Raw genomic sequence first — 12,661 nt, 5'->3', positions numbered from 1 at the left:
TTTTCCACCTTGATCGATATTGCCACCGCCCCTGATGCCCTAACCCTCTCCGAAGCCGCCGCCCGGCGCCTCCGGCAGGACATCGTCGGCGGCGGCCTGCCCCCGGCCACGCGCCTCCGCCTGCGCGATCTCTCGGCCCGCTACGGCCTCGGCGCCACCCCGCTGCGCGAGGCCCTGGCCCGCCTCGCCGCCGAGGGCTTCGTCCTGCTCGAAGGCCAGAAGGGCTTTTCCGTTCCCCCGATCACCCGCGCGCATCTGCTGGACATCACCCGCTCCCGCCAGGTGGTGGAGCCCGAGGCCCTGCGCCTCGCCATGGAACACGGCCGCGGCGATTGGGAGGACGGCATCGTCGCCAGCCTCTCCCTTCTCCGCCACGAGATCACCCGGCGCGACCCGGCCAGCGAGGAATGGGTGGATGCCTATGAAACCCGCCACCACCGCTTCCACCGCGCCCTGATCGCCGCCTGCCCGCTGCCCTCGCTGCTGCGCTTCTGCGACGATCTCTACCTCCAGAAGACCCGCTACCGCCGCGTGATGGAAACGGCCCACCAGGATTGGGCCCGGATGCTCGCCGTGCACGAAGCCCTGGCTGAAGCCGTCCTCGCGCGCAGCCCGGAGGCGCGTACCCTGCTCGCCTCCCATATCGGCGTTACCGCCGAACTCGTCCTCGCCCTGCTCGGCGAGGCCCCGCCCCAATCCGGCTGACCGGCCCCGAAAACGCTCCGGCGCCCTTCACCGGCGCCCTTCAAGCGTGACACGCGCCCCCGACCGTCCCATCTTCCGAGCCGGAATCGCGGCCACCCAGTGCCGCACGAAGGGAGCCCGCCATGCTCGACACCGCCGCCAAGCTCGTCCTGAAGGACCCCGACCTGTTCCGACAGGCGAACCGCGTGGGCGACCAATGGGTCCAGGCCGCCTCCGGCAAGACCATCACCGTGAGGAACCCCGCCACCGGCGAGGCCATCGGCCAGGTTCCCTCCCTCTCGCGCGAAGAGGTCCGCAAGGCCATCGAAGCCGCCAACGCGGCTCAGCCCGCCTGGCGCGGCCTGCTCGCCAAGGAGCGCAGCGCCATCCTGCGCCGCCTCTTCACGCTGATGATGGAGAATGTGGACGACCTCGCCACCATCATGACGGCCGAGCAGGGCAAGCCCCTCGCCGAGGCCAAGGGCGAGATCGCCTATGCCGCCTCCTTCATCGAGTGGTTCGCCGAGGAGGGGAAGCGCGTCTACGGGGACATGATCCCGAGCTTCAAGCAGGGCAGCCGTATCCTGGTGATGAAGGAGCCGATCGGCGTCTTCGCCGCCATCACGCCCTGGAACTTCCCGGCGGCGATGATCACCCGCAAGGCCGGCCCCGGCTGGGCCGCCGGCTGCACCGGCGTCATCCGCCCCGCCTCGCAGACGCCCTTCTCGGCGCTCGCCATCGCCGTGCTGGCGGAACGCGCCGGCATGCCCGCCGGCGTCTGCAACGTTGTCACCGGCTCGGCCCGCGAACAGGGCGAGGAGCTTTCCACCAACCCGATGATCCGCAAGCTGTCCTTCACCGGCAGCACCGAGGTCGGCCGCACCCTGCTCGCGCAATGCGCCGGCACCATCAAGAAGACCAGCATGGAGCTTGGCGGCAATGCCGCCTTCCTCGTCTTCGATGATGCCGACCTCGACGCGGCCGTCACCGGCGCCATGGCCTCCAAGTTCCGCAACACGGGACAGACCTGCGTCTGCGCCAACCGGATCTTCGTGCAGGACGGCGTCTATGATGCCTTCGCCGAGAAGCTGAAGAAGGCGGTCGAGGCGCTGAAGGTCGGCAACGGCATGGAGCAGGGCGTCACCCAGGGCCCGCTGATCAACGCCGATGCCGTCACCAAGGTGGAGGAACACATCGCGGACGCCACCAGCCACGGCGCCAAGGTCCTCACCGGCGGTAAGCGCCACAGCCTGGGCGGCAACTTCTTCGAGCCGACCATCCTCACGGACGTTCCGATCTCGGCGAAGGTGCTGAAGGAGGAGACCTTCGGCCCCATGGCCCCCCTCATCCGCTTCAAGGACGAGGCGGAGGCCGTTCGCCTGGCCAACGACACCGAGTTCGGCCTCGCGGCCTATTTCTACGCCCGCGACGTCGGCCGCATCTTCCGCGTGGCCGAGGGGCTGGAGAGCGGCATCATCGGCATCAACGAAGGCATCATCTCTACCGAGGTGGCGCCCTTCGGCGGCGTGAAGGAAAGCGGCCTGGGCCGCGAGGGCAGCAAGTACGGCATCGAGGACTATCTCGAGATCAAGTACTGCCTCATCGGCGGCGTCTGACGCCGCCGGGGGAGGGGGATGCGCCTCTTCTGCGCGCCCACCTCCCCCTTCGCCCGCAAGGTCCGCGTCATCGCCCACGAACTCGGCCTCGCTCTCGAGCTGGTCCAGACCGATCCCTGGACCAGCGCCGAACTCCGCGTCCTGAACCCCCTCGTCGAAGCCACCCTGATCTGCGAATTCCTGAACCACCGCGCCAGCGGTTTCTGGAGCAGGACGCCAGTAGCCTCGCCCAATCTTGGCTGATATCGGCGCCATTGCCGCCCGCGCCTGCGGCTATCTCGGCTTCCATTGGCTGGACCGCGACCGCCGCGGTCCCCCCTAGGCCCTGGTCCGCTGGTTCGGCGCTGTTTCAAGCCGCCCTTCCATGACGGCCACGCAGCACCGCCTCGCCTGACGCGACCCTTGCGTCTGGCGCCGGAAGCCCCGACCTTCCGGCGCATGAGCGCCCCGCACCCCTACGACCTCGACCTCTTCGTCATCGGCGGCGGCAGCGCCGGCGTCCGACTGGCCCGCATCGCCGCCGGGCACGGCGCGAAGGTCGGCATCGCCGAAACCCGCTTCTGGGGCGGCACCTGCGTCAATGTCGGCTGCGTCCCGAAGAAGATCATGGTTCAGGCCGCGGAATACGGCGCCTGGGCAAAGGACGCCGCTGCCTTCGGCTGGACGCTGGGCGAGCCGAAGCACGACTGGGCCACCCTGGCCCGTGCCCGCGACCTTGAGGTCGCCCGCCTCTCCGGCATCTACAGCCGCCTGCTCGAAGGTGTCGGCGTCCAGGTGCATGAGGCCTATGCCCGCTTCACCGGCCCCCATGCCCTGCAGGTCGGCGAGAAGCACATCACCGCCGACCGCATCGTCATCGCCGCCGGCGGCAACGCCATCCGACCCGAGATCCCCGGCGCCGAGCACGGCTACATCTCCGACGACATCTTCACCCTGACGGAGATGCCCAGGCGCGTCCTGGTCGTCGGCGGCGGCTATATCGGCCTCGAATTCGCCAGCCTGCTCCACGGCCTCGGCGCCGAGGTGACCCTCGCCTACCGCCAGTCGCTGCCCCTCCGCGGCTTCGACCATGAGCTCCGCGAGGCGGCCGCCGAGTCCCTGGCTGCCGACGGCATTACCATCCTCGCCGGCGAAACCCCCGCCGAGATCACCCGCTCGGGCGAGACCCGCACGACCCGCATGCTCTCGGGCAAGGTGGTGGAGGCCGAGGCCGTCTTCTTCGCCATTGGCCGCAAGCCCGCCACCAGGGGCCTCGGCCTCGACGCCGCCGGCATCAACTGCCGCGAGGGTGCCGCCATCGCCGTGGATGACGACCACGCCACCAACCAGCCCCATATCTTCGCCATCGGCGACGTGACGGACCGGGTGAACCTCACCCCTGTCGCCACCGCCATGGGCCACGCCCTGGCCGACACCCTCTTCGGCCCCAAGCCGCGCCGCGCCTCCTACGAGAACGTTCCCAAGGCCGTCTTCACCTCCCCGCCCATGGCCAGCGTCGGCCTGACGGAGGAGGAGGCTGCCCTGCGCGGCCCGGTCGAAATCTACACCAGCCGCTTCACCCCCATGCGCCACACCATCACCAAGCGTGCGGGCCGCAAGGCACTGATGAAGCTGGTGGTGGAATCCGGCACGGGCTGCCTGCTCGGTGCCCACATGCTCGGCGAGGACAGCCCCGAGATCATGCAGGGCATCGCCGTCGCCGTGGTGAACCGCCTGACGAAGGCGCAGCTCGACGCCACCATCGGCATCCACCCGACGGCCGCCGAGGAATTCGTGACCATGCGGGTCGCGACCCGCCGGGTGGGGGAGGGGGCCGCCAAGGCGGCCTGATCCCCGGGCCGCCCTACTCCAGGAACCCGATCCAGCGGCCAGCCAGCACGGCGCCGGTCCAGACCAGCATCGACAAGGCCGCAGCCACCCGCACCGGCACTACCACCGCACCCCCGGCCAGCGCCCGGCGCCAACCCGTCCCGATCCGCAGCGCCAGCACGTTCAGCAGCCCCAGCGCGATCAGCCCCAGCTTCGCGAGGAAGGCTGGATTGGCCGCGTAGGCCGCCGGCCGCACGCTGAACAGCAGGAAGCCGGTCACCGCCGCCGCCCCTAGACCGATCGCCGCCATCCGCACCAGCGGCGGCCCCAGCAGGCCGAGCGGAACGCGCCCGAAGGCGCCCAGCACCCGCGCATCCAGCGTGAAGATCGCCCCGATCACCAGGCCGATGCTGAGGATATGCGCCGCATTCACCAGCGGATACAGCACGGCCGAGCGCCGCAGAGCCGCCGCCACCGGCCATCCCGAAAGCGCCGCCAGCAGGTCCACCGGCGTCAGCCGCCCTGGATCCGCTCCGGATAGATGTCGAAGCGCCGCTCGCCCACAGTGACCCGCACCGCCTTCATCCGCCGCTCGCGCCGGTTTTCCGAGCGGTTCCCCAGCGCCACGATCCGGTCGCCCGGCCGCGCCACCCCCTCCACGAAGCCCGCGCGGCTGGTCTGGGAGGGGTTGCCCAGCTCCACCGTCCAGATCCCGTCACTCGCCGTTTCCACCCGAAGCACCGGATGCGGGGGCGCGATGGTGACCTCCCGGATCGTCCCGGCCAGTTCGATCTGCTCGGCCTCCGCCCAGCTCCAGCCGTGATGCGCCGCCGCCGTCCCGGCCACCAGCGCCATCACCGTCCCGCCCAACATCACCCGCCTGTTCATCACCGACCTCCATCCTGGAAGACATGTGCCGGGAAATGCCCTACGGCAGTGCCCGGAACGCTGCCTCCCACCATCATGCGCCTGGAGGACCCGCCCGGGCTCGAATCTTCCTGATCTGAACAGGTCGCGATAGCGTGAGCGGCCGGGCTTCGTTCCAGGGGCGACCCTGCCCATCCCGTTACGCCCTTGCCCCCCGTCCCCCCCTCGCTATGGTGCCCCTCCGCTCCAAACTCCCGGGCGCCGCCACACACCGGACGCATCAAAAATGACCACCTCCTCCTGGCACCCTGCATCCTGGCGCGACATGCCGATCCGTCAGGTCCCCGAATATCCGGACCAGGCCCGCCTACGGGCCATGGAGGAGAAGCTCGGCCGATTTCCCCCGCTCGTTTTTGCCGGTGAGTGCGACCGCCTGACCAACCTCCTGGCCGAGGCCGGGGAGGGGCGCGCCTTCGTCCTTCAGGGCGGCGACTGCGCCGAGAGCTTCGCGGACTTCCACGCCAACAACATCCGCGACACCTTCCGCGTGCTCCTGCAGATGGCCGTCGTCCTCACCTTCGGCGGCGGCCTGCCCGTGGTGAAGCTCGGCCGCATGGCCGGCCAGTTCGCCAAGCCCCGCAGCAGCGACACGGAAACCCAGGGGGCGGAAACCCTTCCCTCCTACCGCGGCGACATCATCAACGGCTCGGAATTCACCCCCGAAGCTCGGATCCCCGATCCGAGCCGGATGGAATTCGCCTATCTGCAATCGGCGGCGACCCTGAACCTGCTCCGCGCCTTCGCCACCGGCGGCTTCGCGGACCTGCACCAGGTCCATGGCTGGAATCTCGGCTTCGTCGCTCGCTCCCCGCTGGCCGACCGCTACGCCGACATCGCCCAGCGCATCGACGAGACGCTGCGCTTCATGGCCGCCTGCGGCATGAACAGCCTCACCGCCCCGCAGATCCGCGAGACGGAGTTCTACACCTCGCACGAAGCCCTCCTCCTCCCCTTCGAGGAGGCGCTGACCCGCGAGCCGATGACCCATCCGCGCCGCCACTACGCCTGCTCCGCCCATTTCCTCTGGATCGGCGACCGCACGCGCCAGCCGGACGGCGCGCATGTGGAATTCCTCAGCGGCGTCGCGAATCCCATCGGCCTGAAGGTCGGCCCGACGACGGAAATCGAGGACCTCCTCCGCCTGACGGAGCGCCTGAACCCGAACAACACCCCGGGCCGACTGACTCTCATCGCCCGCATGGGCGCGGCCAAGCTGGAGCAGAAGCTCCCGCCGCTGATCCGCGCCATCCAGAAGGAAGGCCGCAAGGTCACCTGGCTGTCCGACCCGATGCACGGCAACACCCATGCAGCCGGTGCCTACAAGACCCGCTCCTTCGATGCGATCCTGCAGGAGGTGCGCGGCTTCTTCGACATCCACCATGCCGAGGGCACCTGGCCCGCCGGCGTGCATGTGGAAATGACCGGCCGCAACGTCACCGAATGCATCGGTGGCGCGCACCGGCTGACGGAAGCGGACCTGTCGGAGAACTACGCCACCTTCTGCGACCCGCGGCTGAACGCCGAGCAGTCCCTGGAACTCGCCTTTCTCGTCGCCGAGGAGCTGAAGGCCCGCCGTGCGGCGACCATCCACCTCCAGGCCGCGCAATAGGGCTGCGCAAGACCATGGACACGCTGCCGCCGCCCGTCAGCCCGCTCGAAGCGGACATCTCCGCGCGAACCGATGTCTACTTCCGGCGCACCAAGGCGATCGTGCAGCGCTTCGGCGATGCCCGCGTCACCTATGCCATCTTCCTGCGGCGCCCCGTCGTCTCCGCGCCCAAGCTGATGCTGGACTGGCTTCACGCCGTCTCGCTCCAGCGCGGCGCGGATGTGTCGGTGGAGCTGATGCACAAGGAAGGCACCTGGGTCGGCGCGGGCGATCCCATCCTCTATCTCACCGGCTCCTTCGCGCATCTGTCCGACCTCGAGACGTTGCTCCTGCAGAAGCTCGGCGCCGCCTGCGTCACCGCGCACAACGCCTACCAGATGTGCCTGGAACTCCCCCACATCGCCTTCCTCGCGATGGAGGCGCGCCACTGCGCCGGGGCGGAGATGCAGGAGATCATGGCCTATGCCGCCGCCGTCGGCAGCAACGCGGCCAAGGCCGAGGGTGCGCGCGGCTTCGTCGGCAATGCCAATGACGCCACCGCCCATTACTTCGGCGCGGCGCGCGGCGCCGGCACCATGCCGCACGCCCTGATCGGCTATGCCGGCAGCACCGTCCGCGCCGCCGAGATGTTCCACGAGACCTATCCGGACGAGAACCTCACCGTCCTCGTGGATTATTTCGGCCGGGAGGTGACGGACGGTCTCGCCGTCTGCCGCCGCTTCCCGGAATTCGCCGCCGCCGGCCGCATGGCCGTCCGCCTCGACACCCATGGTGGCCGCTTCCTCGAGGGCCTCGACCCCGCCACCTCCTACGCGATGATCGAGCGCCACGCCCCCGGCGCCATCCGCCGCTACCGCAGCGATGCCGAGCTGCGCCACCTGGTCGGCACCGGCGTCTCCGCCGCTGCCATCTGGCGGATGCGGGACGCGCTGGACGAGGCCGGCTTCCGCAAGGTCCGCATCATCGCCTCCTCCGGCTTCTCGGTCGACAAGTGCCGCGTCATGGCCGAGGCCCGCGCGCCCATCGACGTCATCGGCACCGGCAGCTTCATCCCCGACAGCTGGAGCGAGACCTACGCCACGGCTGACATTGTCGCCTATGACGGCGTGCCGCGCGTAAAGGTCGGCCGCGAATTCCTCCTGCGCAATGCGGATGGCCGGAGCGGCTGAGCCACCGCCGCCCGGCGCCGCGACGAAGCGCCGCATGATCTCCGCCCGGATGATCCCTGGCTGCTGGGGACATGTTCGATCCTGCAGGCCGAGCGGCTAGGCTCCGCTCCATGCCTGAAACCCTCCGCATCGCCATCGCGCAAATCAACCCGCGCATGGCGGCCATCGACCTCAATGCGGCCAGGCTCCGCAATCTTCGCGCGCAGGCCGCCGCCCTGGGCGCGGACCTCCTCCTCACCCCGGAACACGCCCTTTCCGGCGCCGTCCCGGCCGAACTTGCCGCGAATCCAGCTTTTGCCGCCGCCTGCGAAGCCGCCCTCGCCACCCTCGCCGCCGAAACCGCTCTGGGCGGCCCCGCCCTCATCCTCGGCGCCCCCTGGCAGGACGGCCCGCGCCTGCACGACTCGCTCGCCCTGCTGGAAGCCGGCGCCATCCGCGCCCGCCGCGCCGCCCACGATCCGCGCCCCGGCTATGATCCCGGCCCGGCCCCCGGCCCCGTCGCCTTCCGTGGCACCCGTCTCGGCCTCATGCCCGGCCGCGACTGGCGCCACCCCGCCACCCCCGAAACCCTGGCCGAAACCGGCGCCGAAATCCTGATCGCCCTGGATTCCCTGCCCACCGAAGCCGAGGTCGACGAAATCCGCCTCCAGGTCGCCCTGGCGCGGGTGGTGGAGAACGACCTTCCCCTGATCCTCCTCAACCGCCTCGGCGCCGAGGATGAGCAGGCTCATGACGGTGCCGCCCTCATCGTCAACGCCGACCGCACCCCCGCTCTCCGCCTCCCGCCCTTCGCCGAAGCCCTGACCCTCACCGAATGGCGCCGCGAAGCCGGCCAGTGGCGTTGCACCCCCCAACCATCCACGCCACCGATGGACCCGCCCGAGCGTCTTTGGCGCGCTCTGCTCCTGGCCCTGCGCGACCACGCCGCGCGCGAGGAAGCCAGGACCATCCTCCTCCCGCTCGACGGCTCGCCCGAATCCGCTCTTTCCGCCCTCCTGGCCGCGGACGCCTTCGGCGCCGATCCGATCCGCGCCCTGATGACCGGAGGGGAAGTGGAAGGACCCGCCCTGGCCCGCCGCCTGAACCTCTCCGCCACCTTCCTCGACCTCACCCCCGCGACCCAGGCCCTGGCCGCTGCCTTGCCGCAGCCGGTCCCGGACCTCCCCCGTCACCTTTACCGGGCTGCGATCGACGCCCTGGCCGAGGCCACCGGCGCCTTGCCCATCGTCATCGGCTCCAGCGCCGCCCCCGGCGCCTTCGCCCCGCTGAAGCACCTCCCGCCCGCCCAGCACCGTGCCCTGGCTGCTTGGCGCAACGCCAACCGCCCCGCCGGCCTGCTCGGCCCCGAGACCCCTGGCGTTCCGCTCCCCGATCTCCTGCCGGACCCGCCCCCCGTGGACAGCCCCGCCGCGACGTTGCATGACGCCGCCCCCCCGCACCGCCTCTGGCAAAGCCTTGCCCACGCGGATTACAAGCGGCGCCAGGCCCCGCCCGGCGTGAAGCTCGGCTTGCGTGCCCCCCGGCACGGCCGGCGCTCCCCCAACCCCGACGGACCCCAGGCGCCATGACCAACTCCCCGCACCCCACCGCCAGCGGCCCTTTCGTCCGCATCAAGGACCTCTCCGGCGGCAATGGCGACGAGCCCGTGGAGGAGATCCGCGGCTTCTCCACCCCCGCCGACGCCGCCACCTTTGCCCGTCGCTATGTCCGCGATAGCATCGAGCGCTGCCGCACCCCCGGCATGGATGCCGATGCCGTCCTCGCTGCCTGGTTCGCCTTCGGCGAGGATGCCGAGGCGCTCGACCCGTCCGGCGACCACTGGACCTCCGCCGCCGAGATCCGGGCCTTCGCTTCCAAGCCCGCCCGCGGCAAGGCGGAGCGCGACTGGCGCTCCCTGGACCCACGCAAGAAGATGGCCGACGACGACGGCGAAGACGACGCAGGCGGAGAGCAGGGCGAATGAAGGTCCGTTTCGCCCCCAGCCCGACGGGCTGGCTGCATGTCGGCAATGCCCGCATCGCGCTCGCCAACTGGCTTGAGGCGCGCAAGCGCGGCGGCACCTTCGTCCTCCGCCTGGACGACACCGATGTCGCGCGCTCCAAGCCCGAATTCGCCCAGGGCATCGAAGAGGACCTGCGCTGGCTCCGCCTCGACTGGGATGAGAGCTTCCGCCAGACCGAGCGCCTCTCCCGCTACGAAGCTGCCGCAGAGATCCTGAAGAAGAAGGGCCTCCTCTACCCCTGCCTCGAAACCGAGGAGGAGCTGGCCTTCAAGCGCGAGCAGCGCCGCAAGCAGGGCCGCGCGCCCATCTACGACCGCGGCGCCCTCAAGATGACGGCCGAGCAGCTCGCCCGCGCCATCGAGAACGGCAAGTCCCCGCACTGGCGCTTCAAGCTCAACACGCGCACCGTCACCTGGCGCGACGGCGTGCTGGGCGAACGCAGCGTGAAGCTCCCCAGCCTCTCGGACCCCGTGCTGGTCCGCGCCGATGGCAGCTTCCTCTATACCTTCACCAGCGTCGTGGATGACCTTGAGACAGGCATCACCCACGTCATCCGCGGCGAGGACCACGTCACCAACACCGGCATCCAGATCGACATCCTGGAAGGTCTCTCCGGCCGTCCCAACCGCATCTATTTCGCGCACATGCCGCTGCTGACCGATGCGGAAGGCGGCGCCCTCTCCAAGCGCCTCGGCAGCGTCTCCCTCCGCCAGTTCCGGCGTGACGGCATCGAGCCCGCCGCACTCACCGGCTACCTCGCGGCGCTGGGCACGTCCCGCGATCCGGTCGCCGCCTCCCCGCGCGAGCTCGCGGCCGATTGGGACATCACCCGGGTCTCCCATTCCCCTGCGCGCTTCGACACGAAGCAGCTCCTCGCGCTGAACCGCAAGCACCTGCACGCGCTCGGCTTCGAGCAGGTGAAGGACCGCCTCCCCGAAGGCGCCGACGAGGAATTCTGGCTCGCCATCCGCGGCAATCTCGATCTGCTGGCCGAAGCCCGCGACTGGTACGAGGTCGCGCGCGGCGACATCACCGTCCCCGAGCAGCCGGAGGAGGCCGATTTGCTGAAGGCCGCCCTCGAATCCCTGCCGCCCGAAGGCTGGGATGCCACCACCTGGCCTGGCTGGACCGCCGCCATCGGCCAGGCCACCGGCCGCAAGGGCAAGGCCCTGTTCCTCCCGCTCCGCCGCGCCCTCACCGGCGAGGAGCACGGCCCCGACCTCAAGACCTTCCTGCCGCTGATCGGCCGCGCCCGCGCGGCCACGCGGCTGCAACGCTCGCTCGGCTGATTGAAATGCAACTCCACTTCCACGACAGCGCCCGCCGGCAGAAGGTTCCCTTCGAGCCGATCGACCCAAACCACATCCGCCTCTATGTCTGCGGTCCGACGGTCTATGACCTCGCGCATCTCGGCAATGCGCGCCCCGTCGTCGTCTTCGACGTGCTCGCGCGCCTGCTGCGTCGCGAGTTCGACAAGGTCACCTATGTCCGCAACATCACGGATGTGGACGACAAGATCAACGCGCGCGCCCGGGAGAGCGGCGAGCCCATCTCCGCCATCACCGCCCGCACCATCGCCGACTTCCACACCGACATGGCCGCGCTGAACTGCGAGCCCCCCGATGTGGAGCCCCGCGCCACCGCCAGCATCCCCGAGATGCACACGCTGATCGAGCGCCTGATCGCTAATGGCAACGCCTATGTTGCCGAAGGCCATGTCCTCTTCAGCGTCGCCTCTTATTCCGATTACGGCCATCTCTCCGGCCGCAGCCCGGACGAGCTGCTCGCCGGCGCCCGCGTCGACGTCGCGCCCTACAAGCGCGACCCGGGCGACTTCGTCCTCTGGAAGCCCAGCGACGCCGACACCCCCGGCTGGGATTCACCCTGGGGCCGTGGCCGCCCTGGCTGGCACATCGAGTGCTCCGCCATGGCCTGGAAGAATCTGGGCGAGGAATTCGACATCCATGGCGGCGGCCACGACCTGATCTTCCCGCACCATGAGAACGAGGTCGCGCAATCCTGCTGCGCCTTCCCCGGCAGCCGCTTCGCGCATCTCTGGATGCACAACGGCATGTTGCTCGTGGACGGCGAGAAGATGTCGAAGTCCCTCGGCAACTTCCTCACCCTGCGCGACATCCTCTCGCGCGGACCCTGGGCCGGCGAGGCCTTCCGCCTGCTGCTCCTGAAGACCCATTACCGCTCCGCCCTCGACTACACCGCTGAGCGGCTGGACGAGGCGCGCGCGGAACTCGACGACCACTACGCTCTCCTTGTGCGCGACCTGCCCAGGCCGGACGAGGACGACGCCACTGTCGCCGACATGGTCGCCTGGGCCCTCGAACCCCTCGCAGACGACCTCAACACCCCGCTCACCATCGCCCGCCTGCGCGACCTGCGCGCGCTGGAGAATGTGATGCAGGTCGGCGGCTCCATGACCGCCGTGCTCTCCCGCGCCAACCGCGACTGGAAGCCTAAGCCCGGCCAGGCCGGCGCCGCCCTCCGCCAAGCCGCCGAGGCCATCGGCCTCCTCCCCTCCGATCCCGTCGCCTGGCGCCAGGGCGGCGCCGCGGATGGGGCAGGGGAGGATGCGGAGATCGAGGCCGCCATCCAGGCCCGCCTCGATGCCCGCGCCGCCAGGGACTGGGCGGAGGCCGACCGGATCCGCGCCGATCTCGCCGCCAAGGGCATCGTGCTGGAGGACGGCAAGGGCACCACCACCTGGCGCCGCGCCTGACTGGGACCCGGCGGCAACGGCGCGTTGCCGCCGCCGCCCCGCTTCGCCTATGGTTTGTGCAGGCGTGGTAATCGTAGCGGCGCCGCGCGACCGGCGCGACACGGCATGGGG

At 70.2% G+C, this 12,661-nt stretch carries 12 protein-coding genes; 10 read left to right on the top strand and 2 right to left on the bottom strand.

Going from position 1 to position 12,661, the window contains the following annotated elements; translation table 11 throughout:
• Positions 1-9: 9 nt before the first annotated feature.
• From GSE44_RS03700 to gorA, 4 genes are all read left to right on the top strand, one after another.
• Entirely contained in the window at positions 10-705 is a 696-nt protein-coding gene (locus GSE44_RS03700; protein ID WP_159347449.1) for a GntR family transcriptional regulator, read from the top strand.
• 122 nt (positions 706-827) lie between these two features.
• Entirely contained in the window at positions 828-2,300 is a 1,473-nt protein-coding gene (gabD, locus tag GSE44_RS03695; protein WP_159347448.1) for an NADP-dependent succinate-semialdehyde dehydrogenase, read from the top strand.
• Positions 2,301-2,318: 18 nt separating this feature from the next.
• A complete protein-coding gene (locus GSE44_RS03690; protein WP_159347447.1) occupies positions 2,319-2,543 on the top strand; it encodes a glutathione S-transferase N-terminal domain-containing protein in 225 nt (74 codons plus the stop codon).
• A 195-nt stretch (positions 2,544-2,738) separates the two neighbouring features.
• Positions 2,739-4,130, top strand: coding sequence for a glutathione-disulfide reductase (gene gorA, locus GSE44_RS03685; protein ID WP_159347446.1), 1,392 nt, complete (start codon positions 2,739-2,741; stop codon positions 4,128-4,130).
• Between the two features lie 13 nt (positions 4,131-4,143).
• On the opposite strand, the gene GSE44_RS03680 is transcribed toward gorA, so the two are convergent.
• Together GSE44_RS03680 and GSE44_RS03675 are read right to left on the bottom strand one after the other, a co-directional pair.
• Positions 4,144-4,617, bottom strand: coding sequence for a DUF2214 domain-containing protein (locus GSE44_RS03680; RefSeq protein ID WP_159347445.1), 474 nt, complete (start codon positions 4,615-4,617; stop codon positions 4,144-4,146).
• 5 nt (positions 4,618-4,622) lie between these two features.
• The gene (locus tag GSE44_RS03675; RefSeq protein ID WP_159347444.1) at positions 4,623-4,997 is read right to left on the bottom strand and encodes a DUF6152 family protein; all 375 of its coding nucleotides are present in this window, start codon (positions 4,995-4,997) and stop codon (positions 4,623-4,625) included.
• 265 nt (positions 4,998-5,262) lie between these two features.
• Between GSE44_RS03675 and GSE44_RS03670 the strand changes: the two genes are divergently transcribed.
• The 6 genes from GSE44_RS03670 to cysS all read left to right on the top strand — a co-directional run bounded on the left by GSE44_RS03670 (position 5,263) and on the right by cysS (position 12,550).
• Positions 5,263-6,645: a class II 3-deoxy-7-phosphoheptulonate synthase gene (locus GSE44_RS03670; RefSeq protein ID WP_159347443.1), complete on the top strand. Its 1,383-nt coding sequence runs from the start codon at positions 5,263-5,265 to the stop codon at positions 6,643-6,645.
• Positions 6,646-6,659: 14 nt separating this feature from the next.
• Positions 6,660-7,814: a beta/alpha barrel domain-containing protein gene (locus GSE44_RS03665; protein ID WP_159347442.1), complete on the top strand. Its 1,155-nt coding sequence runs from the start codon at positions 6,660-6,662 to the stop codon at positions 7,812-7,814.
• A 110-nt stretch (positions 7,815-7,924) separates the two neighbouring features.
• Complete coding sequence (locus GSE44_RS26150; protein ID WP_159347441.1) at positions 7,925-9,382, top strand: nitrilase-related carbon-nitrogen hydrolase; 1,458 nt, start codon at positions 7,925-7,927, stop codon at positions 9,380-9,382.
• Entirely contained in the window at positions 9,379-9,777 is a 399-nt protein-coding gene (locus GSE44_RS03655; RefSeq protein ID WP_159347439.1) for a hypothetical protein, read from the top strand. The genes GSE44_RS26150 and GSE44_RS03655 overlap by 4 nt, the downstream gene beginning before the upstream one ends.
• Entirely contained in the window at positions 9,774-11,105 is a 1,332-nt protein-coding gene (gltX, locus tag GSE44_RS03650) for a glutamate--tRNA ligase (protein WP_159347437.1), read from the top strand. Before GSE44_RS03655 ends, gltX begins: the two co-directional genes overlap by 4 nt.
• 5 nt (positions 11,106-11,110) lie before the next feature.
• The gene (gene cysS, locus GSE44_RS03645) at positions 11,111-12,550 is read left to right on the top strand and encodes a cysteine--tRNA ligase (protein WP_159347435.1); all 1,440 of its coding nucleotides are present in this window, start codon (positions 11,111-11,113) and stop codon (positions 12,548-12,550) included.
• The last annotated feature ends 111 nt before the right edge of the window (positions 12,551-12,661 follow it).

It is taken from the genome of Muricoccus harenae, assembly GCF_009848505.1.
GTDB lineage: Bacteria > Pseudomonadota > Alphaproteobacteria > Acetobacterales > Acetobacteraceae > Roseomonas > Roseomonas harenae.
The sequence above is the reverse complement of the archived record's forward strand: the minus strand, read 5'-3'. Positions and strand labels throughout refer to the sequence as shown.

Excerpts from the sequence above, each read along its gene's own strand:
- gabD (WP_159347448.1), top strand. The coding sequence starts at position 828 with ATGCTCGACACCGCCGCCAAGCTCGTCCTGAAGGACCCCGACCTGTTC.
- GSE44_RS03690 (WP_159347447.1), top strand. The coding sequence starts at position 2,319 with ATGCGCCTCTTCTGCGCGCCCACCTCCCCCTTCGCCCGCAAGGTCCGC.
- gorA (WP_159347446.1), top strand. The coding sequence starts at position 2,739 with ATGAGCGCCCCGCACCCCTACGACCTCGACCTCTTCGTCATCGGCGGC.
- GSE44_RS03675 (WP_159347444.1), bottom strand. The coding sequence starts at position 4,997 with ATGAACAGGCGGGTGATGTTGGGCGGGACGGTGATGGCGCTGGTGGCC.
- GSE44_RS03670 (WP_159347443.1), top strand. The coding sequence starts at position 5,263 with ATGACCACCTCCTCCTGGCACCCTGCATCCTGGCGCGACATGCCGATC.
- GSE44_RS03665 (WP_159347442.1), top strand. The coding sequence starts at position 6,660 with ATGGACACGCTGCCGCCGCCCGTCAGCCCGCTCGAAGCGGACATCTCC.
- GSE44_RS26150 (WP_159347441.1), top strand. The coding sequence starts at position 7,925 with ATGCCTGAAACCCTCCGCATCGCCATCGCGCAAATCAACCCGCGCATG.
- GSE44_RS03655 (WP_159347439.1), top strand. The coding sequence starts at position 9,379 with ATGACCAACTCCCCGCACCCCACCGCCAGCGGCCCTTTCGTCCGCATC.
- gltX (WP_159347437.1), top strand. The coding sequence starts at position 9,774 with ATGAAGGTCCGTTTCGCCCCCAGCCCGACGGGCTGGCTGCATGTCGGC.
- cysS (WP_159347435.1), top strand. The coding sequence starts at position 11,111 with ATGCAACTCCACTTCCACGACAGCGCCCGCCGGCAGAAGGTTCCCTTC.